Source organism: Beduinella massiliensis, from assembly GCF_900199405.1.
Classification (GTDB): domain Bacteria; phylum Bacillota; class Clostridia; order Christensenellales; family Aristaeellaceae; genus Beduinella; species Beduinella massiliensis.
The window spans coordinates 1,977,311-1,998,010 of the sequence record NZ_LT963430.1; the positions used below are offsets into that span (position 1 = coordinate 1,977,311).

General features: G+C 50.4%; 18 protein-coding genes and 1 pseudogene. All 19 read left to right on the forward strand.

Going from position 1 to position 20,700, the window contains the following annotated elements:
- Positions 1 to 193 precede the first annotated feature (193 nt).
- Complete coding sequence (locus tag C1725_RS09690) at positions 194 to 535, forward strand: sporulation initiation factor Spo0A C-terminal domain-containing protein (protein WP_346026537.1); 342 nt, start codon at positions 194 to 196, stop codon at positions 533 to 535.
- An 802-nt stretch (positions 536 to 1,337) separates the two neighbouring features.
- Positions 1,338 to 1,640, forward strand: a complete 303-nt coding sequence (locus C1725_RS09695; protein ID WP_102411413.1) for a hypothetical protein — start codon at positions 1,338 to 1,340, stop codon at positions 1,638 to 1,640.
- A 2-nt stretch (positions 1,641 to 1,642) separates the two neighbouring features.
- Complete coding sequence (locus tag C1725_RS09700) at positions 1,643 to 2,488, forward strand: IS3 family transposase (RefSeq protein ID WP_102411414.1); 846 nt, start codon at positions 1,643 to 1,645, stop codon at positions 2,486 to 2,488.
- Between the two features lie 222 nt (positions 2,489 to 2,710).
- A pseudogene (locus tag C1725_RS19340) lies at positions 2,711 to 3,430 on the forward strand (recombinase family protein); the annotation flags it as partial.
- Positions 3,431 to 3,537: 107 nt separating this feature from the next.
- Positions 3,538 to 3,813, forward strand: a complete 276-nt coding sequence (locus tag C1725_RS19345) for a recombinase zinc beta ribbon domain-containing protein (RefSeq protein ID WP_346026881.1) — start codon at positions 3,538 to 3,540, stop codon at positions 3,811 to 3,813.
- 36 nt (positions 3,814 to 3,849) lie between these two features.
- Positions 3,850 to 4,173 (forward strand): hypothetical protein, encoded by a 324-nt coding sequence (locus tag C1725_RS19350; protein WP_346026538.1) that lies wholly within the window; start codon positions 3,850 to 3,852, stop codon positions 4,171 to 4,173.
- Positions 4,174 to 4,369: 196 nt separating this feature from the next.
- Complete coding sequence (locus C1725_RS09710) at positions 4,370 to 5,215, forward strand: tyrosine-type recombinase/integrase (RefSeq protein WP_102411415.1); 846 nt, start codon at positions 4,370 to 4,372, stop codon at positions 5,213 to 5,215.
- Between the two features lie 390 nt (positions 5,216 to 5,605).
- Positions 5,606 to 7,735 (forward strand): Helicase associated domain protein, encoded by a 2,130-nt coding sequence (locus C1725_RS09715; RefSeq protein WP_102411416.1) that lies wholly within the window; start codon positions 5,606 to 5,608, stop codon positions 7,733 to 7,735.
- A gap of 77 nt (positions 7,736 to 7,812) precedes the next feature.
- Complete coding sequence (locus C1725_RS09720) at positions 7,813 to 8,748, forward strand: glycosyltransferase family 2 protein (RefSeq protein WP_346026539.1); 936 nt, start codon at positions 7,813 to 7,815, stop codon at positions 8,746 to 8,748.
- A 62-nt stretch (positions 8,749 to 8,810) separates the two neighbouring features.
- Positions 8,811 to 10,265 carry an ABC transporter permease gene (locus C1725_RS19355; protein WP_346026540.1) on the forward strand — a complete coding sequence of 485 codons (1,455 nt, stop codon included), beginning with the start codon at positions 8,811 to 8,813 and terminating at the stop codon, positions 10,263 to 10,265.
- A 9-nt stretch (positions 10,266 to 10,274) separates the two neighbouring features.
- Complete coding sequence (locus C1725_RS09730; RefSeq protein ID WP_102411418.1) at positions 10,275 to 11,009, forward strand: ATP-binding cassette domain-containing protein; 735 nt, start codon at positions 10,275 to 10,277, stop codon at positions 11,007 to 11,009.
- A 119-nt stretch (positions 11,010 to 11,128) separates the two neighbouring features.
- A complete protein-coding gene (rfbA, locus tag C1725_RS09735; protein ID WP_102411419.1) occupies positions 11,129 to 12,016 on the forward strand; it encodes a glucose-1-phosphate thymidylyltransferase RfbA in 888 nt (295 codons plus the stop codon).
- The gene (gene rfbC, locus C1725_RS09740) at positions 12,016 to 12,579 is read left to right on the forward strand and encodes a dTDP-4-dehydrorhamnose 3,5-epimerase (protein ID WP_102411420.1); all 564 of its coding nucleotides are present in this window, start codon (positions 12,016 to 12,018) and stop codon (positions 12,577 to 12,579) included. Before rfbA ends, rfbC begins: the two co-directional genes overlap by 1 nt.
- Positions 12,580 to 12,590: 11 nt before the next feature.
- Positions 12,591 to 13,610, forward strand: a complete 1,020-nt coding sequence (gene rfbB / locus C1725_RS09745) for a dTDP-glucose 4,6-dehydratase (RefSeq protein WP_102411421.1) — start codon at positions 12,591 to 12,593, stop codon at positions 13,608 to 13,610.
- Positions 13,611 to 13,742: 132 nt separating this feature from the next.
- Positions 13,743 to 14,375, forward strand: coding sequence for an SDR family oxidoreductase (locus C1725_RS09750; protein ID WP_428829579.1), 633 nt, complete (start codon positions 13,743 to 13,745; stop codon positions 14,373 to 14,375).
- Positions 14,376 to 14,437: 62 nt separating this feature from the next.
- Complete coding sequence (locus tag C1725_RS09755) at positions 14,438 to 15,280, forward strand: glycosyltransferase (protein WP_346026541.1); 843 nt, start codon at positions 14,438 to 14,440, stop codon at positions 15,278 to 15,280.
- 20 nt (positions 15,281 to 15,300) lie between these two features.
- Positions 15,301 to 17,100, forward strand: a complete 1,800-nt coding sequence (locus C1725_RS09760) for a glycosyltransferase (protein WP_102411422.1) — start codon at positions 15,301 to 15,303, stop codon at positions 17,098 to 17,100.
- A 124-nt stretch (positions 17,101 to 17,224) separates the two neighbouring features.
- On the forward strand, positions 17,225 to 18,334 hold the full coding sequence (locus C1725_RS09765) for a DegT/DnrJ/EryC1/StrS family aminotransferase (RefSeq protein ID WP_102411423.1): 1,110 nt from the start codon (positions 17,225 to 17,227) through the stop codon (positions 18,332 to 18,334).
- A gap of 52 nt (positions 18,335 to 18,386) precedes the next feature.
- Complete coding sequence (locus C1725_RS09770) at positions 18,387 to 20,678, forward strand: hypothetical protein (protein ID WP_102411424.1); 2,292 nt, start codon at positions 18,387 to 18,389, stop codon at positions 20,676 to 20,678.
- The last annotated feature ends 22 nt before the right edge of the window (positions 20,679 to 20,700 follow it).

A 20,700-nucleotide genomic window follows, 5' to 3' on the forward strand; every position in this document is an offset into this window, starting at 1 on the left:
GTGAAACAAGAGATGGCGTAAACAGAATAGACAAATAGACGAGGCCCCGGCGGGATGCGATGGACGCGCCCTGCCGGGGCCTTTTTGATTGCTGCAAATGACGTTACAGGACATATCACGACGCAAGCGAGCGACTGCGGGAAGTTTTCGACTATGCTATTGGCACCAAATTACAAAGGAAGGTGCCATACATATGAAAAACCCCTATGCATCCACGGTATCGCTTGGCGGCAACACATCAAAATGCGGTTACTCCTACCTCGCGTCCTCGGCGACAATTATCGTTGGACTTGACACTTTTCCACGCAACGAACTGAACGAGAAGGTTTACAAACCGGTCGCGGCGATTCACCGCACAAAGCCGCACCTGGTTGCCCGTGAAATCGCGCGGGCCGTGGAAGAAATATGGGAACACGGCGACCGTGAGATGCTGCGGGAAGTGCTGGGGCACAAGGTCATCGACAAGCCCACGCCCGCAGAGCTCATGCGAGCACTGGCGAATTACATTGCGGAGGGGGAGAAGATCATTATGTAGTGGTTCGGGAAGTTTTTAGCAAGGGCGCGGTTTAGTTGTTAATTTGACAAACGAAATTATGAAGCTTATAATGTCAAAATGTCAAGCGGATTAATGGTCTTTTTAACCGCCATTTCCATAGTGAAGAACGGCGGTTTATTGAAAACTAAAGGCGAACAAAGCTCAAAAAATAACGTTTCTACTGTCTACAAATGGTCTACAACATGCCAAAAAACATAGATAAATCGGCGTTTTGTCATTGAATGGGGTTCAAGAGGCCGGAGGTTCAAATCCTCTCACCCAGACCACTAAGGGACACCGATATTGATATAATGTTGGTGTTCTTTTTTTGTGCCCCAAATGGTGAGTTTACTTCATTCAACAGGCTAAAAAGGTCAATAAAGGTCTGATTATGTACCGTATTTTGCAAGTTTCGTCCTTGCAGGCGTCGCCGTATCATTTTATGCCGCTTTCCTGGTGACTGGATTTTCGATAGCCGGGATGCGGCGTCTCTTTTTTGCTCAAAATTTTGCACCCCCCTACGACCGATCGTAACACGGTGTTACGATTGCAATTTGTACTCCGTTACGATTGCCCGACCATTCGTTACACTGTGTTACGATAGCCCCCAAATGCCCGAGCGAGCGTTACACAGTGTAAGCGACTGAAGAAGAATTCTAAATATGAATATAGGGGCCGTTGCAGAAAAAGACCGTAACAAGAAAATGAAAAAAATGGACTGTATCCCGATAAACTGACAATGAAATCAGAGACCTCCTGTTGTAGAATGTTAAGAAGCAAACTACAACAGGAGGTTTATCGTATGAGGCAAAAATACACGAAGGCACAAGGCCTTATTGAAACAATACGCGAGCGGAAAATCACGGGCGAAACGAATCGTGAAATCGGAGCCAGCCTTGGGCTAACGAAGAAACAGGTCGAGCAACTAGTCAATCGAGAAAACCGTAGAGAACGATTAATCGCACAGGGCGATGTACCTCGCCCTAAAGGCCGTCCGCGTAAAATGCCGGAGAACGAGGAAATCCAGCAGAATAATGAATTGGTAAAACTGCGTATGCAGGTGGAACTGCTGCGAAATTTTCTGTTAGAAGTTGGAAGAAGGTGAAATTGAAATATCGAGTTATAGAACGTTTTCGCAACATTTATCCTATCGTCACAATGTGTGAAGTATTTGAAGTTTCCCGAAGTGGGTATTATGCTTGGCGTAAAAAGCAAGAAAAAACGCCGAAAGATCAGTGGTTGGTCGATCTGATTGTGGAATGTCAACAGCAGTGCAACCAGACCTACGGCATCCGCCGTGTTCGTCTCTGGATCCAGCGGAAGAAAAGAAAAAATGTAAATCTTAAAGCACTTCTGCGCGTCATGCGCAAGACCAATCTGCTTGCACAGATTCGGCGGCAAAGAAGATATACTCAACATCAGCAAAACGTGTACAAATACCCAAACCTATTGCAGCGTGCCTTTGAACAGCAACGGCCCAATCGTTTCTGGTCAACAGATATCACCTATATCCCCACACCGCAGGGAATGCTGTATATGTGTGCGGTGATTGACCTTTGTGGTCGAATGGTGTTGGCCTATCGCATTGGTGGCGACATGGCCGCATCGCTGGTTACTCAGACGATCCGAGACGCTATGATAACAGAGAAGGTCACTGATGGACTCGCACTCCACAGTGACCAAGGGTCTCAATACACCTCCGAAGCATACTTCGACCTAAGCAAAGAATATCACTTTCAACCCTCTATGTCCAGTCCCGGTTGTCCATACGACAATGCTGCTATGGAGAATTTCTTTGGAACGCTTAAATCGGAATGCCTTTATCGTGCCCATTATTCTACCCGCGCAGAGGTAGAGGAATTGGTTGCACAATATGTTCACTTCTACAACTTCGAACGCATTAACCTGAAATACGGCCTTACTCCCTATGAAATCAGGTGCAACGCCGCGTAAGGTTGCGTAATTCTACAATATCCTTTTATTTTCCTGTCCATTCAACCGTATACAGTCCATCATGAGTGAGGCCACAACTACAAGCGGAACAAGAGTGCGGATGATTCCCGCGACCTTGCAGCGATATGCGGCAGCAAGCCCATTGACGGCGCTCATTCGAGTTGCTGCCTAGCCCGCGTCAGTACAGAAGAAGAGGAACAGCAGACTTCTTATGAAGCCCAGGTGGACTACTACACAAAGAAGATCAGTTGGAATCCCGAATGGATTTTTGTGGAGGTGTACGCGGACGAGGGCATCACCGGTACCTGCACCAAGCGGAGAAAGAACTTCAACCGCATGATCGAGGATGCTATGGCTGGCAAGATTGACAGGATCATCACCAAATCGGTCAGCCGGTTTGCCCGGAATACGGCGGACACGCTGACCACCATCCACCTGCTGAAGGAAAAAGGTGTGGGCGTGACCTTTGAGAAGGAGAACATCGATACGCTGGACAGCATGGGCGAACTGCTTATTACCATCATGAGCAGTCTAGCGCAGGAGGAGAGCCGGTCTATTTCGGAAAACGTCACCAGGGCTGGCGCAAACGAATCTCGGACGGTAAGGTTTCGGTGGGTTATGCCCACTTCCTTGGCTATGAGAAAGGCACTGGCGACAGATAACCAACTGCGGATCGTGGAGGACAAGGTGCGAATCGTCCGAGAAATATACGCTCTCTTTCTGGACGGGCAGACGCCCTCCAACATTGCGGCGATCCTGACGGAGCGCGGCATTCCGACCCCGGCCGGGAAGGTGAAATGGACAAAAAGCACGGTACGCTCCATCCTGACCAACGAAAAATACAAAGGCGATTCCCTTCTGCAAAAGACCTTTAAGCCTGATTTTCTGAGCAAAACGCAAGTGAATCGCGGCGAGGTGCCCCAGTTTTACGAGGAGAACATTCATCCCGCCATTGTCACACCGGAAGTATTCGACCTGGTGCAGTATGAGATGGCGCGACGTAGTCAGAAGGGCAAGCACACCAGCGCGACCAGTATTTTCTCCAACCGCTGGTCTGGGGAGCGTGCGGCGCGTACTTTGGCAGCAAGGTCTGGCACAGCAACGATCCATACCGCTGCATTGTGTGGCGGTGCAACAGAAAGTACGACAAAGGCGCGGATCGTTGCCGTACACACCATGTCAGAGAGGAAGAGGTCAAGGCAGCTTATCAGAAGGCCCTTGGGCAGATGCTTGAACGAAAGCAGGAGATCATCGCAACCTACGAGGCCGTGATCATGAGCCTGACCAATACGGATAAGCTGATCCGTGAGTCAAAGCGGATTTAAACGGAACTGGGCGGCCTTTATCTGGAGCTAAACCAGATGGCGCGCAGGAACGCTGAAATGGTGCAGGATCAGGATGAGTACAACCGAGCCTTCGATGCTTTGACCGCCAAATGTGAAACGTTCAAGGAGCTACAGCGCAAGACAAGCGATCAGCTGGCTGAGAAAGCCAGCAGAAAGATGAAGCTGGAAGCCTTCATTGAGAAGATCAGGAATACGGATGGATTGGGTGCGTTTGATGAGAGGGTATTTACCGGGACGGTGGATAGGGTTGTTGTGAGTGGCGATAAGGGAAATAAGAAATTGACCTTCGGTTTCAAGGATGGAACGGAAATTACCGTAGGGACGGAAGGTTCCGTATAAGAAATACCCCCGCAAGCGGAGCAGGTGGCTGAGCGACAGAACATTGTTGTTACTTAGCTGGTGGCTTAACTTGCGGGGGTATTTCTATTTTCGACATCAGTTGATGTAAAATCGCCAACAAATACGAAAAGATAGGTTGTTGATTCAAGTAATATAATGAGGCAAGCAATACAAGAACAATAAGGAGGACGCGAAAATGAAAGAACATAGAATTACGGAGAAAATGATCAGTCGGTTTGCCGCGCATCTGCATACGGAGGAACGCTCCATGGAAACCAAGACCAAGTATCTGCATGAATTACGGGCGTTTCAGGCATGGCTAGGCGATCTGGCTGTGACCAAGGAGAAGGTCGTGGAATGGAAAGAGAAGCTTCGGCAGTCGGGCAAAGCGGCGGTGACGGTCAACGGCGCGCTGGCGGCGCTTCACAGCTTCTTTGCCATGCTGGGCTGGCATGAATGCAGGGTGAAATACCTTAAGGTCCAGAGAAAGATGTTCAGGGACTCATCCCGGGATTTGAACCGGGATGAGTTTGGTCGGCTGGTCTGCGCAGCGCGCGCGGCTGACAACGAGCGCCTTGCGCTCCTGCTGGAAACGATCTGCGGCACGGGCGTGCGTGTATCCGAAGTGAAATATCTGACAGTAGAGGCGCTGAAGTGCGGGCGTGCCGAAGTCGATTTGAAGGGCAAGATACGCACCATTCTCGTCCCCGGTAAGCTGGCTAAAAAGCTGCTGAAGTATTGCCAAAAACAAAAAATTACCTCTGGCGAGATCTTCATCACCGCAAGAGGGACAGGGATGAGCCGCAGACAGATCTGGGGCGAGATGAAGCGTCTGTGCAGAGCGGCGGGTGTGGACGCCAGCAAGGTGTTCCCTCATAACCTGCGTCATCTGTTTGCCAGAGCCTATTATAGGGTTTGCAGGGATATCGTGGAGCTGGCTGACGTTCTTGGCCATAGTTCCATTGAAACGACCCGCATCTACCTGATCACCACCGGTGCAGAGCATGCAAGACGGCTGGATCAGCTGGGGCTTGTATCGTAGAACCGAATCCACATTCCAGCTACTCATAGGGAGCAGGAACAAAGGACAAACCACTCCCGTTTTTTGGAGTATAACATGAACGACTGGATTTTTCAAGGTTAATTCATTCTGACAAGGCTATCTCACACATGAAAATAGCACCACCGACATTTCATCGTATCAGCGGTGTATTTCAGCATGTGCATTTTTATTGCATGTATATCAAACCCGGTCTGAAAGCTGGAAGTTTATCTTTTGCGTAAGAATATGTTTTCACAGAATGTGGATTCTGTTGAGTCAAGCTGATCTTGACAGAGCGGACGTGTGAATTGTGGGTGGCATGTGTGTTGAGCATGCTGTCTGCATCCTGCGTTGCGAATAAGCATGTCCAGATAGCAGAAGGTGAAGACGGTGGCCATTCAGCTTTTTTCTCATAATATGCAGGCGTACAATGCCGTCTGCCAAATGCTCGATAGCCGGGGCAAAGCGGCCGTCGTTCATCCTACGGGGACGGGAAAGAGCTTCATTGCGTTCAAGTGGATTGAAGAACATCCCCAGGCGCGCGTTGTCTGGCTCTCGTCGAGCGAATACATTTATAAGACACAGCTTGAGAATATCCGCAAATCGTCGCCGAGTTTTTCGGCGGAACGCATGCAGTTCATGACTTATGCCAAGCTGATGAGCCTGACGGACGAACTGCTGGAACAGCTTGCGCCGGACTGCATTGTGCTCGACGAGTTTCACCGCTGTGGCGCGGCCTGCTGGGGACAGGGCGTTCAGCGGTTCTTGGTACGCTTTGAAGACGCAATGATCATGGGGCTGTCTGCAACGAAAGTGCGCTATCTGGATGGTCAGCGCGATATGGCGCAGGAGCTCTTTGAAGACTGCATCGCCAGCGAAATGACGCTGGGCGAGGCCATTGTGCGCGGCATTTTGCCTGCGCCCGCGTATGTGACGACGGTGTACCGCTATCAGGAAGCGCTCTTAGGGGTGGAAGAGCGCATTGCTCAGAACAGGGGCGCGAAAAAGCTGTGCGCGAGCAGGATGGATGAGCTGCGCCGCGCGGTCGGACGGGCAGATGGGCTGGACGTCATCTTTGAAAAATACATGACTGACCGCACGGGGCGCTATCTGATCTTCTGCGCAAACCGTGCGCATATGCTGGAGCTGCTGCGCCAGATTCCCGCATGGTTTGAAAATATCGACCCCGATGTGCATTGCTACACGGCTTATTCCGGCGATTCGCAGACGAGCAAGGAATATGAGCGCTTTTGCCGGGACGACAGCGAGCACATCAAGCTGCTGCTGTCGATTGATATGTTCAACGAGGGCGTGCATGTGCCGGGGCTGAGCGGTGTGATTCTGTTCCGCCCGACGATATCGCCCATCATCTACAAGCAGCAGATTGGCCGCGCGCTGACCTCCGGCGACGGGCAGACGCCGATGATTATCGATGTGGTGAACAACTTTGAAGGGTTAAGCAGCATCGGCACGATCCAGAGTGAGATGCGTGCTGCAGCTGAGCGTCTGTGTAAAAATGGTCAGGCGGAGCAGATTGTCTTTGAGTGTTTCGAGGTGGATGAGCAGAACCGCGAATGTGCAGCGCTATTCCGGGAGCTGGAGCGCAGTCTGGCGGCGACGTGGGATCAGTACTATGCCTCTGCCTGCGAGTATTACGAACAGCATGGAAACCTGATGGTGCCCAAGCGGTATACGGATGAAGACGGGCTGTGCATGGGGACATGGATTCAGCGCCAGCGTCTTTTGTACAAGGGCACACAGGCACAAAAACTCACGCAGGAGCAGATTGAGCTGCTTGAAAACATCGGTATGGTCTGGAAGGATCGCATGGAGCTGGCATGGGAGAATGGCTATGCGCATGCAAAGCAGTTTTACGACAAGAACGGCGATCTGCGCGTGAAGGACAGCTATGTCTGCGAGGATGGCTATCGGCTGGGCAGCTGGCTGAATATGCTTCGCCAGATTCGCAAGGGCAATCGAAAGGGCGATCTGCTGACACAAGTGCGCATTGCGCAGCTGGACGAAATCGGGATGGTATGGGACTTCCGCGAGGAAAGCTGGCAGCAGGGATATCTTGCGGCGGCGCTATACTACCGGGACAACGGACATCTGAACGTTCCTGTTGACTATGTTACAACGGATGGCTTTAGGCTGGGCGGATGGATATTTGAGATCAGGCGCGCCCGGCAGGGAAAGCGGAAAACCTATGCGCTGACGCCTGAGCGAATCCGGCAGATGGACGCGATTGGCATGCAGTGGGAGGGCGTCAAGAAACTGCAATGGAAGCAAGGCTATGAGGCGGCGTGCAGATATTATGCCCAAAACGGCAATCTTGATGTTGCAGGAGACTATGTGACGCCGGATGGCTTTGCGCTGGGGCGATGGATACGCAGTCAGAAGGATGCACTGCGCCGCGGACAAAAAAGCGTGCGTGCTGGCAGTGCGCGCTATGATCAGCTTCGGCAGGTGAACCTGTTTGCTCCGGAATATAACGGCAGGAAGTATGCGGGACGAGCATGACTATAATTCGTGCGAAATGAACGCGGATTTCCCATATGCCGCAGAATTCAAACATGTAGAGTGAGAGAATGGACGATATGGAGCAACGAAAGCAGGATGTTGAAATCCTGATGACTACATACAATGGCGAACGCTATCTGAGGGAACAGATTGATTCCATTCTGGGGCAATCTTACAAGGGCTGGCATCTGCTGATATCCGACGACGGATCGACCGACCACACGCCAGACATCATTGAGGAATACCAGGCGCGATATCCGCAGCAAATCAGCAGGGTGAGATTGGGCAAGCGGTTTGGAAATGCGCGGGAGCATTTCTTTGCGCTGATGCAAGCGAGTACGGCAGGCATCGTGTTCTTTTGCGATCAGGATGATGTATGGCTTCCGGAGAAGATGGAACGTACACTGCGGGCGATGAGCGACGCACAACAGATGTACGGAAAAGAGGTTCCGCTGCTGGCCTATACGGATGTTACGCCTGTGAATGAAAGATTCGAGGTCATCAGTCCATCGCTCATGCAGATGCAGCAGCAGAATCCGAACGCTGTGGATTACAGAAATATCCTGTTTCAAAATATCGTCACAGGATGCACGTCGGCGGCTAACAGGGCGCTGATTGAGCTGGCAGCTCGTTGCACGGACATCACAAGCACCGTCATGCACGACTGGTGGATTGCGCTTGTGGCTGCGCGGTTTGGAAAGCTTGCCTATGTGGACGATTGTACGCTGCTTTACCGGCAGCATATCGGCAATAGCGTGGGCGCACAGGATGTGCGAAGCCTGTGGTATATCTGGTATAAGATCACACATTTTCGAGCGTTCAGGAAGATTGTGTGTACCAAGAAGCGGCAGGCGGCTGTTTTTTTGAAGACCTACGAAAAATGTCTGCCCAAAGACGATAAGCGGCTGTTGCAGGATTTTTCGGCAGAGCACAGCAGTTTGGTGTTTAAACTCAACTATCTCAAGTGGATATCCTCAAGCAAACGAAAGATCGGGTTTATGATGAGATGGTAAAGAAGACAGATGATTTTGATGCAGGCATGCTGATGCGAAGCTAAGCCAAAGGGAGAAGAAACATGGATTTAAAGAAGGCCAAGCGTTTTTTGCTGACGCTTGCAGGCGTATATTGGGTGATGGTGCTGCTTGTCTATCTGGTGGCGGGCGATTCCTTCCGGCGCATGTCGGTGACGACGGATGCGCTGTCGGCATCGTCGGTTATTGGTGAGATTTCGGAAGGCGTGATGGTTGCCCAGCGCGTCAGCGCCCCGGCGGAGGAGCTGACCGGACTGGAAATCATGACGGCGACGTATGGCCGCAGCCACGAGGGAACGCTGGAGGGTTCACTGGTCAATGCGGGGGGGGATGAGGTGGCGCGTCTGAGCGCACCTCTGTCTAATCTCAAAGATGGCCAGTACACAGCGTTGACGTTTGCGCAGACGGAGAGGGTTTCAAGGGGTGAGGCGCTGACGCTGATACTTTGGACGTCAGGCTGCGCTGAGGACGACGCGATTACGCTCTACTACGGCAATACCGTGATGGCGGGGCGCTTTGACATCGCCAAATCGATTGCGCCGGAGGAATACTACACGATGGACGGCATTCCCGGTGCGGGGCAGCTCTGCCTGCAAGTGAATGGCATCCGGGCGCTTTCCTTTTATAAAACGTATTGGCTGATTGTTGCGGGCGCTTTTGCTGTTTTGGGCGGTTATGCGCTCTGGGGATACCGGCGCATGAAGCAGGGGAAGAACAGCAGTGTGGCGGTGCTGTGCACGCTGGGCTGCCGGTATGGGTTCCTGCTTAAGCAGCTCGTTGGTCGAGATTTCAAGACGAAGTATAAGCGCAGTGCGCTGGGCATGGCATGGAGCTTCATGAATCCGCTGCTGACGATGATGGTGCAGTATATCGTGTTTTCAACGCTGTTTAAGTCCAGCACGGCCAATTACCCTGTGTATTTGCTCTCGGGTATCGTGTTTTTCAATTTTTTCAGTGAGGCTGTTTCGCTGGGCATGACGTCGATCACGGGCAACGCTTCGCTGATCAAAAAGGTCTATATGCCAAAATACATCTATCCTGTTGCCAGAATTTGCTCGTCGCTGATTAACCTCGGCTTGGCGCTGATCCCTCTGTTGCTGGTGATGCTGCTGACGGGTATCATGCCGGGACCGTCTTGTTTGCTGCTGATCTTCGATGTCCTCTGTCTGCTGGGCTTTGTGCTGGGCATGGTGCTGCTGCTTTCGACGGCGATGACCTTCTTTCAGGACACGCAGTTCCTGTGGGGCGTGGTGAGCCTGATGTGGATGTATATGACGCCCATCTTCTACACGGAAAACATCATCCCGGCAAAGTTCCTGACGCTGTATCACATGAACCCCATGTATCAGTATATTACCTTTGCGCGCATCTGTATCATCGACGGTGTATCGCCCGAGCCGATGGCATATCTGTGGTGCATCCTCTCATCTGTGGCTGTGCTTTTGCTGGGCATTGTGGTGTTCAAGAAGAATCAGGACAAGTTTGTTTTGCAGCTGTGAGGTGAGCGCATGGAGAAGATCATTGAGGTAAAAGATGTGTCCATGCGCTTTCGCATGGCGAACGACCACATCGGCAGCATCAAGGAGTATCTGGTGCAAATGCTGCGCGGCAAGCTGCAATATAATGAATTTGAAGCGCTGAAGCATGTGAGCTTTGATATGAACCGCGGCGAGGTGGTGGGCCTGATCGGCCACAACGGTGCGGGCAAGAGCACGATGCTCAAGGTGATTTCTGGCATCTTAAAGCCTAGCGAAGGCAGCGTGACGGTACGCGGCAATATTGCGCCCATGCTGGAATTGGGCAGTGGCTTCGACATGGACATGTCGGGGCGGGAGAACATATTCTTAAACGGCGCGATTCTGGGCTATTCGGAGGAGTTTCTCAAAAGCAAGTATGACGAGATCGTCTCGTTCTCGGAGATCGGGCAGTTCATCGATGTGCCGCTGCGCAATTATTCCTCCGGCATGATCGCGCGTCTGGCGTTCTCGATTGCCACGGTCGTTGTCCCGGAGGTACTCATCGTGGATGAGGTGCTTTCCGTGGGCGATGCGGACTTTCAGGAAAAGAGCTATCGGCGCATGATGGAGCTGATGAGCGGCGGCACGACGGTGCTGTTCGTGAGCCACAGCCTGCCGCAGATCCGGCGGATGTGCAATCGTGTGCTGTGGATTGAGCATGGTCAAGTGCGGATGTTTGGGAAAACTAAGCAGATTTGTGATGAATATGAGGTTGGTAACAGATGAGCGCCTGAAATAGATAGGAATAGTATGCAGCCATCCAATCTCCGAATATAAAGAGCATGTTTTTTTCCAAATGGTTTTAAGCTATACATAAAATTTGGTTATTTGGGAGACAGAATGATATGAAAGGCATCATCCTAGCCGGCGGCGCGGGCACGCGCCTGTACCCCCTGACCATGGTGACGAGCAAGCAGCTCTTGCCCGTCTACGACAAGCCCATGATCTATTACCCGCTCAGCACGCTTATGCTGGCGAGTATCAAGGAGATTCTCATCATCTCTACGCCGGAGGACACGCCGCGCTTTGAGCATCTGCTGGGCGACGGCGGTCAGTTTGGCGTGCATCTGAGCTATTGCGTGCAGCCGTCTCCGGATGGGCTGGCGCAGGCGTTTTTGCTGGGCGAGGAATTCATCGGCGGCGACGCGTGCGCCATGGTGCTGGGTGACAACATCTTCTACGGCAACGGCTTTAGTAAGATTCTGCGCGCGGCAGCGGAGAATGCGGAGCAAAACGCCCGCGCGACGGTCTTCGGCTATTACGTCAACGATCCGGAGCGCTTCGGCGTGGTGGAGTTCAACGAAGACGGTCACGTCATCTCCGTCGAGGAGAAGCCGCAGCAGCCCAAGAGCAACTACGCCATCACTGGATTGTATTTCTACCCGGCGGGCGTTTCTGTCCGATCACACGAGGTGAAGCCCAGCGCGCGCGGCGAGCTGGAGATCACCACACTCAATGCCATGTATCTGGAAGATCGGAAGCTGGATGTGCAGCTGCTGGGGCGCGGCTTTGCGTGGCTGGATACCGGCACGATGGAAAGCCTTGTCGACGCGGCGGACTTTGTGCGCATGATCGAGAAGAGGCAAGGCGTCAAGATCAGCGCCCCGGAGGAAATCGCCTATAAAAATGGCTGGATCAGCAAGGACAAGCTGCTGGAGAGCGCAGCGCGCTACGGCAAAAGCCCGTATGGGCAGCATCTGAAGGCGGTTGCGGAAGGCAAGGTGCGTTATTGATGAACAGGATCGAAACGAAACTGCCCGGCGTTTGCATCATCGAACCGCAGGTGCACGGCGACCATCGCGGGTACTTCATGGAGACGTATTCGACCAAGGCGTTTGCTGACGTCGGCATTACGAACGAATTTGTGCAGGACAATCAGTCCTTCACGGCGGTGAAAGGCACGCTGCGCGGCATCCATTTCCAGAATGCGCCGATGGTGCAGGCGAAGGTGGCGCGCGTCACAAAGGGCGTAGTGCTGGATGTGGCGGTCGATCTGCGCAAGGGCAGCCCGACGTATAAGCAGTGGGTCGCCGTGGAGCTCTCTGCGGAGAACAAGCGGATGATGTTCATCCCGCGCGGCTTCGGTCATGGCTTCCGCACGCTGACGGACGACGTGGAGTTCTGCTACAAGGTCGACAGTATCTACAGCAGGGAATGCGACCGCGGCATCCGCTACAACGATCCGACGATCGGTGTCGAGTGGGGCGAGGTGCACGAAGAGAATCTCTCGCAGAAGGACACGACCGCGCCGCTGCTGGACAATTCGGACTGTAACTTTGTGTACGGCGAGATTTAAGGAGGAAGCATATGACGATTATCGTAACCGGCGGTGCCGGATTCATCGGCTCCAACTTTGTTTTCCACATGCTGGACAAGCATCCGGACTATCGCATCATCTGTCTGGACAAGCTGACCTATGCGGGCAATCTGTCCACGCTCAAATCCGTGATGGATAAACCGAACTTCCGCTTCGTGAAGGCGGATATCTGCGACCGCGAGGCCGTGGAGCGCCTGTTTGAAGAGGAACATCCGGACATCGTGGTCAACTTTGCGGCGGAGAGCCACGTGGACCGCTCTATCGAGAACCCGGGCGTGTTCCTCCAGACGAACATCATGGGCACGCAGGTGCTTATGGACGCCTGCCGCAAGTACGGCATCAAGCGCTATCATCAGGTCTCGACCGACGAGGTCTACGGCGACCTGCCGCTCGACAGCCCCGACCTGTTCTTCACCGAGGAAACCCCGATTCACACGAGCAGCCCGTATTCGTCCTCGAAGGCGGGCGCTGACCTGCTGGTGCTGGCGTATCACCGCACCTACGGCCTGTCGGTGACGATCTCCCGCTGCTCGAACAACTACGGCCCGTATCACTTCCCGGAGAAGCTGATTCCGCTGATGATCGCCAACTGCCTGAACGACAAGCCGCTGCCGGTGTACGGCGAGGGCCTCAACGTGCGCGACTGGTTGTACGTCGAGGATCACTGCAAGGCGATTGACCTCATCATCCACAACGGACGCGTGGGCGAGGTCTACAACATCGGTGGCCACAACGAGATGCGCAACATCGACATCGTGAAGCTGATCTGCAAGGCACTGGGCAAACCGGAGAGCCTGATCACTTACGTCACCGACCGCAAGGGCCACGACATGCGCTACGCCATCGACCCGACGAAGATTCATAGCGAGTTGGGCTGGCTGCCGGAGACGAAGTTTGCCGACGGCATCCAGAAGACGATCGCGTGGTATCTGGACAACCGCGAGTGGTGGGAAGAGATCATCTCCGGGGAATATCAGAACTACTATGAGGAGATGTATGGCAATCGCTGAGCAGGGAAAAAAATATGAAGGTATTTATAACGGGCGTCAGCGGACAGCTGGGCCGCGACGTCGTCAATGAACTGATTGCGCGCGGTCATGAAGCCGTGGGCAGCGACATCGTCCCGGTGATACAGGCTGCATATGTGCCGCTGGACATCACGGACGGCGAACATCGCGAAGGTTTGCAAAGCGCTGGGCTGCAAGCTGATGTACATCTCCACGGACTACGTATTCGACGGGCAGGGGGAAAACCCGTGGGAGCCGGACTGCAAGGATTACGCGCCGCTGAACGTGTACGGTCAGACGAAGCTGGAAGGCGAGTTAGCCGTGGCAGGTGAGATGGAGAGGTTCTTCATCGTGCGCATCGCGTGGATGTTCGGCAAGAACGGCAAGAACTTCATCAAGACGATGCTCGGCCTCAGGCAGAAAGTCGACACGTTGCGCGTGGTCAGCGACCAGATCGGCACGCCGGCATACACGCTCGACCTTGCGCGCCTGCTGGTCGATATGATCGAGACGGAGGAGTACGGCTATTACCTCGCCACGAACGAGGGCGGATACATCAGCTGGTATGACTTCGCCTGCGAAATCTTCCGTCAGGCGGGGATGGGCACGCAGGTGCTGCCTGTGACGACGGCGGAATACGGTGCAAGCAAGGCGGCGCGCCCGTTCAACAGCAGGCTGGACAAGAGAAAGCTGGCGGAAACTGGCTTTGTGCCGCTGCCGGACTGGAAGGACGCGCTGGAGCGGTATCTGAGAGAGATAGACGCTTAATGCTACTTTTGAAATGGTAGGATGTGAAGCTTACAAGAGGGATAGAAAAGAGAGAGAGGTATATGATAAAGGGACAAGTTTCGGTGATTATGCCCTGCTATAACGATGGGCGATATATCGAGGAAAGCATACGATCGGTAAATGCGCAGACCTATAAGCCGATTGAATTGATTGTGATCGATGATGGATCGGACGATATGCATACAATTCAGGTTTTGAAGAACCTGAACGAAAGCGGAATATGCCGTGTTTTGCGCACAGAGCATGTGGGCGTTGCGCAAGCGCGTAATCATGGAATCGTAAATGCGGAAGGTGAATACATCTTGCCGCTGGATGCGGATGACCTCATTGATTCATCTTATATAGAGAAGGCTGTGCATATTCTTCAAGACAGGTCGGAAGTCGGTGTTGTGTATTGTCAGGCGGATAAGTTTGGCAAAGAACGCGGCGTGTGGAAGCTGCCTCCGTATTCTTTTGAACAGATGCTCAAAGGGAATATCGTTTTTATCACAGCACTGTTTTATAAAGCCGACTGGGAAGCTGTCGGCGGATTCAATAGCAATATGACCGTGGGATTAGAGGATTACGATTTCTGGATCAGCATTTTGGATATGGGACGTGAGATTTATCAGATTCCGGAGACGCTGTTTCACTATCGTATCAAAGGAAAGTCTAGAAGCACGGAGCTGAAGGATGATGTGGAGCATCTTAGAATGATGTATGCACAGATTTACGAGAATCATCGAGAGTTCTATCAAAGACACCATGAAGAATATGTAAAAGCGTTGCGGAATGAGTTGGTTGACATGGTGTTTTTTACGGAACGAATTAACAGGGTGTTTGAAAAGATCGGGCGTATCCCGTTTGCAAAAGCGATTTTGAAGTGGATTGCAGGTTTATCATAAGCAAATGAAAGGATTAGACAATGGTCGCTTTTGATGTGGTGTACTTGACATATCGTTCACAGAAATGGATTGATGGTTGCTTTGATGCGCTGCTATCTGCTCAATACGATTTAAAAATGCTGAATCTGTTTGCTGTAGACAACCATTCTGACGATGAAACGGTGAATGTGCTGAAAGCTAAACAGGAAGAATACGGGGGGCGCTTTGGCGCATTTGTGGTCAAAAGCAACGAAGAGAATTTGGGCTTCGGCGCGGGCAATAATATCGGGGCAGCATTAGGACATGCACCTTATTTGTTTTTCTGTAATATTGATACTGCGGTTTATGAGGATACGTTTCAGGCGCTTAGCGATGCGATAGAATCGGATGCTGGAACAGATATTGCTGTTTGGGAACTCAGACAATTCCCGTATGAGCACCCCAAATGCTATAACCCGTTGACCGGAGTGACGAGTTGGTCGTCAGGAGCTGCTTTTGTGATCAGAAGGGACGTATTTGAGCAAATCAATGGATTTGACGAGCGATTCTTTATGTATGCTGAGGATGTCGATTTAAGCTGGCGCGTGCGCATGGCAGGATACCGGCTTAGATATGTGCCCAAAGCAGTGATCAACCATTATTGCTATCAAACCGCCGGAGAGATAAAGCCAATTCAGTACGTGAATTCCATTGTCGGCAACCTGGTTTTGAGAACAAAATTTGGGTCATTGAAAGAGCGGCTTTGGGGTCATGTTTGTGTTTTAAGAAGCTGCCTGCGTGCCAATGTGCCATTTGATGGGGTGGGAAAACAAATATTCATGGCATATTGTGCTTCACTGAATAAACTGTACTCTGCACGAAGGTGGCGACGGAAGAATCGAAAAAGAATCGATGCCGAGACTTTTGTATTTCACGAATTGGATTACGAATTCAGGAGGAAAGGCGACTTCTGGACGTGCTCAAGACCGAAAGATTTCCCGCTGGTTTCAGTGATTGTTCGCACGTGTGGGCGGCCTGATGTATTGAGAGAGACGCTAATTTCTCTTTGCAATCAAACATATCCCAATATCGAAGTTGTTGTTGTTGAAGACGGAAAAGACGCCTCCCAAGAGATGATTATATCGGAGTTCTCAGATCTACGCATACAATACCATGCAACAAAAGAAAAGCGTGGGCGCTGCGTTGTTGGGAATATTGGAATGGAGAGCGCCAACGGCGAGTATTTCAATTTTCTGGATGATGACGATGTATTCTATGCCGATCATGTAGAGACCCTGGTTGCAGCGCTGCAGAACAATACGGAGTTCAGGGTGGCTTATGCTTTGGGAGCTCAAACACCGATACGTATGATCAGTCAAGAGCCTTACCAATATGAGCTAATCGGTTATGAGCATGCCGTTGATTTCCCGTTCAATCGTTTACGCCTGCTTCAGCAGAATTATCTTCCGATTCAATCTGTCATGTTTGCGCGATGCCTGTATGAAGAATATGGCGGATTTGACACGCACCTGAACGTATTGGAAGATTGGGAACTCTGGACACGCTATGCTGTCAAGGAAAAATTCTTGTATATTCCGAAAACGACATCTCAATATCGTGTTCCATTTTGCAGCGGGCAGAGCGATGAGCGCCAGAAGAAACTTGATGCGGCGTATGCAGAAGTGAGACAGAAAATATCAAAGCGTGTTTATCAGTGGACAGCAGAAGAGATCAGCCGTGAATATGAGATGTGCGTGCAAGCGGAATTTCGGACATCCTATGAAAATAGGGGACCAGCATATCGCGTTTTGAGAAAAGCATATCGATTGCTGAAAGGAATAGCGCGCAGATTTCTGCATTGATGGTTGGTGTTTTATCAGATCAGAACAAGAAACAGCAAATAGTTATTGATGATGAAGATGGCACAGCAGGACGTATAAAAAGCAGATAGTTATACGAACAAGTGTCCAAAAGAGAGGTACGCTTATGTCGGATGCAATTTATGTTACAAGGCCTTTTCTTCCTGAAAAAGAAGAGTTTTTCTCCTATGTTGACAAAATCTGGAAGAGTCGGATTTTGACGAATAATGGGCCGCTGCATCAGGAACTGGAACAGAAGATTCAGCAGTATTTGAGAGCGGAACAGTTCTGCTTGTTTGTAAACGGGCATTCTGCATTGAGAGTGCTGCTTCAAGCCATGGAGTTAAGGGGCGAAATCATTACGACGCCATTTACGTTCGTTTCGACAGTTCATGCCATTAGCGAAGTTGGTTGCACGCCTGTTTTCGGTGACATACGTTGGAAGGATCTGACGCTTGATCCTGAGAGCGTGGAGGCGCTGATTACCGAAAAGACTTGCGCTATTCTGGCGGTACATGTGTACGGATTTCCGTGCGATGTGGAAGCGCTGGGAGCGATCGGCAAGAAACACGGGATTCCGGTGATTTATGACGCTGCCCATACATTTGGCGCCAAGCTGAATGGAGAAGCTTTGTGTAATTATGGAGACGGGTCTATTCTGAGTTTTCATGCTACAAAGCTCTATAATTCGATTGAGGGCGGTGCGGCGATTCTTCACAGAGAAGACATGGTCAAAAAAGCAAATCAACTAAAGAACTTTGGAATCAGAGACGAAGAAAACATCGATGTTGTCGGCGGAAACGCAAAGATGAACGAGTTTCAGGCGGCAATGGGCTTGTGTAATCTGAACCATATTGATGAGATTATTTTACGTCGGCGGAATGTGACGCTGAAATATCGTGAGTGTCTCAAGAAAATACCGGGTATTCGCTTTTTTGTGCCGGAGGATTGGGGCGTAGAATACAATTACGCATATATGCCGGTTGAAATCGATGAAACCGTGTATGGGCACACGCGTGATGAACTCTATGTGTGGATGAAGGAAAATCAAGTTTTCTGCCGCAAGTATTTTTATCCACTGCTTAGCGATTGTGCTTGCTATAAAGATGCAAGGCGGGCACAGCTGCCTATTGCATCAGTATTGGCTAGGAAAGTTCTGTGTTTGCCGATCTATGACGGGCTTTCTCATGAGCAGGTTGAGCGAATCTGTAATCTGATAGAGTGTATTCCCGAGTGACGCGCTGCCGTTTTATGGAGGCATAAGGGGAAAATAAGGGGATGCGGATGTAATGAACGAGGATGAAAAAAACCGGGGCAAAGATATGCTTAAGCGTACGCTTAAGCAATATAGAAACCTCTGCAAAATCAATAATTCGAACTATTTCGATAAGAAATGGTATCAAAACATGTACCTGGTATCGCAGAGTGTCGATCCTGCAAAAGACTATATGCAGGAAGGCTGGTTAAAGGGAAATGATCCATCGCAGCATTTTTCTACAATGGGATATTTGCGGACGCATCCTGATGTGGCTGCACAAGGAATTAATCCTCTGGTGCACTATGAACTATATGGGCGGAAAGAGGGGCGATCTGTCGTAGCGACGTCGTTTGTTTCGCAAAAGGCTTCGAACAGCAGTAAACATCATCAGAAAATTCAGGATCAGCGGATTTCAAAAGATTATTCAAAATGGGTAAAAAAGCTGATTGTATACCTGGTGCCGGATTTTGATCAGATTTGCGGCGGAATGATGTGTATCTGCAATTATTGCAATGATATTGAGCCTTATGCAAAAGAGAAAGGCTACGACGTGATGCTGGCGACCATTCCGTCCCCCAATACATTTTCAAATTATACAAAGTTCGATGCAAAGCGCAATATTTACCGCTTTGAACAGATCCGCCCGTATTTTAAGAACCTGGAAGAACTCATTATTCAGATTCCCGAGTATCAGATTATGAATATCTTGGCCAACCTCAAAACGGAAGACTTGAATTGGCTAAAATCGGATAGAATCAAGGTTCGAGGCAATATCATGAATCAGAATGATGAGTTGATGCCCAATATCCGATATATCGAAATGCTTCGCAGGATCATACCGGATATGACGATGACCTGTGCGCACAGGAAATATACGAGCAGGGAAGTGCGAAGCTATTATGGAATGCCGGTGCACTATATCCCGGCAGACAAGAAAATAGCCTTTCATAGATACGGTTTTGATAAAAAAGAGAATCTTCTTGTCGTATCTCCGGATGAACAGCCTATGAGAATGGAAATTCTCAAAAAGATAAAATCAAGATTTCCTGAAATTGAAATTGTGATGATTTGCAATACGCCTTTTCATGAGTATTTAGAGCTGATCGGAAAGGCGAGATGGGTGCTTTCTTTCGGAGAAGGCTTTGATGGCTATGTAATGGAGAGCATATTTAGTGATACGATTGCTTTTTCCATTCGCAATCCAGGCTTTTTTGATGATCGTGACAAGGCGTGGCCCAATCTATATGAGTCTGTCGGAGAGATGTACGCGAGAATCTGTGACGACATGGAGCGTTATAGCGATAAGAAGAACTATGAGGCGTTCTTGAGAAAGCTTCGCAGCAGAGTTGACGAGGAGTTTGCGGATCATCGATATCAGCAGAGACTTGAAGATTACTATGAAGGGAAATACACGCTTTCCATTACAGAGCTTGAGAAGCAGAGGCATGAACGTATGGAGAAAAAACCATTGGTTTCTGTGATTCTTGCTCATGGAGATACGCAGAGCGATGCATACGCGCATACGCTCAAAAGCCTGCGGGAATTGGACTATGAAAACATTAAGTTGATTGAAGAATCCTATTGTCTGCCGGAAAGGATAGACAAGAAGAGAAAGAAAGTTGCATCGCAATATCACGTTATAGAATTGTTTGGAGAGCGCCTGAGTTCTTTTTCAAACGAGACAGGGCTTGATTTTGCGGAGAAAGAATATGCTTGGCGCAACGGCTTGAAAAAAGCGCATGGTGAGTATGTTTATTTTGTGGATGACAGCACCGTGTATCCCAAGAGCGCTGTTTCTCAGCTGGTAAATGGCATCGATGAGTTTTCGATGATTCACGGATTCTGCTCGGCGATAGATAACGGAACCACTGTCGGTATGAAGCATTTTGACGTGGAGGATATTCTGATTGATCCGGCTGTTCTGGTTGAAGGCTGCATGGTGTCTCGAGAGTTTGCTGAAGGAATAAACGGCCTGATGGATGAGGTTGGAAAAGATGCATCCTTCAGTCAAATGCTTAGATTAAGTGCGATTCTGTTGGGCGAGGGAATCATTGCATGCGACCTGAAGGGCATGACAACCCGAAATAAACAAAAGTCTCTGCGTACTGATATTGGCAGCAAGCGTTGGATCGAGGAAAGCAAAACGATTCTGGAATTCTTTATGGCATATGAAAAAGGAGAGTATTCAGACAGCATAAGGAAGAAGCTAAGACTGTTGTACAATTGGCTGGTAACATATCAGACGATGGATACGATGCCCGTACAAGAATTGAAAGAGTTTATGATATTGAACAGGTTTGCATTTCAAACTGCTCTGAGATAAAAATGCAGAATATAGGATGACG

Coding starts and splice junctions, on each gene's coding strand:
- C1725_RS09710 (WP_102411415.1), top strand. CDS start 4,370: ATGAAAGAACATAGAATTACGGAGAAAATGATCAGTCGGTTTGCCGCG.
- rfbB (WP_102411421.1), top strand. CDS start 12,591: ATGACGATTATCGTAACCGGCGGTGCCGGATTCATCGGCTCCAACTTT.
- C1725_RS09760 (WP_102411422.1), top strand. CDS start 15,301: ATGGTCGCTTTTGATGTGGTGTACTTGACATATCGTTCACAGAAATGG.
- rfbA (WP_102411419.1), top strand. CDS start 11,129: ATGAAAGGCATCATCCTAGCCGGCGGCGCGGGCACGCGCCTGTACCCC.
- C1725_RS09730 (WP_102411418.1), top strand. CDS start 10,275: ATGGAGAAGATCATTGAGGTAAAAGATGTGTCCATGCGCTTTCGCATG.
- rfbC (WP_102411420.1), top strand. CDS start 12,016: ATGAACAGGATCGAAACGAAACTGCCCGGCGTTTGCATCATCGAACCG.
- C1725_RS09720 (WP_346026539.1), top strand. CDS start 7,813: ATGGAGCAACGAAAGCAGGATGTTGAAATCCTGATGACTACATACAAT.
- C1725_RS09755 (WP_346026541.1), top strand. CDS start 14,438: ATGATAAAGGGACAAGTTTCGGTGATTATGCCCTGCTATAACGATGGG.
- C1725_RS09690 (WP_346026537.1), top strand. CDS start 194: ATGAAAAACCCCTATGCATCCACGGTATCGCTTGGCGGCAACACATCA.
- C1725_RS19350 (WP_346026538.1), top strand. CDS start 3,850: ATGGCGCGCAGGAACGCTGAAATGGTGCAGGATCAGGATGAGTACAAC.
- C1725_RS09695 (WP_102411413.1), top strand. CDS start 1,338: ATGAGGCAAAAATACACGAAGGCACAAGGCCTTATTGAAACAATACGC.
- C1725_RS09765 (WP_102411423.1), top strand. CDS start 17,225: ATGTCGGATGCAATTTATGTTACAAGGCCTTTTCTTCCTGAAAAAGAA.
- C1725_RS19355 (WP_346026540.1), top strand. CDS start 8,811: ATGGATTTAAAGAAGGCCAAGCGTTTTTTGCTGACGCTTGCAGGCGTA.
- C1725_RS09750 (WP_428829579.1), top strand. CDS start 13,743: ATGTGCCGCTGGACATCACGGACGGCGAACATCGCGAAGGTTTGCAAA.
- C1725_RS09770 (WP_102411424.1), top strand. CDS start 18,387: ATGAACGAGGATGAAAAAAACCGGGGCAAAGATATGCTTAAGCGTACG.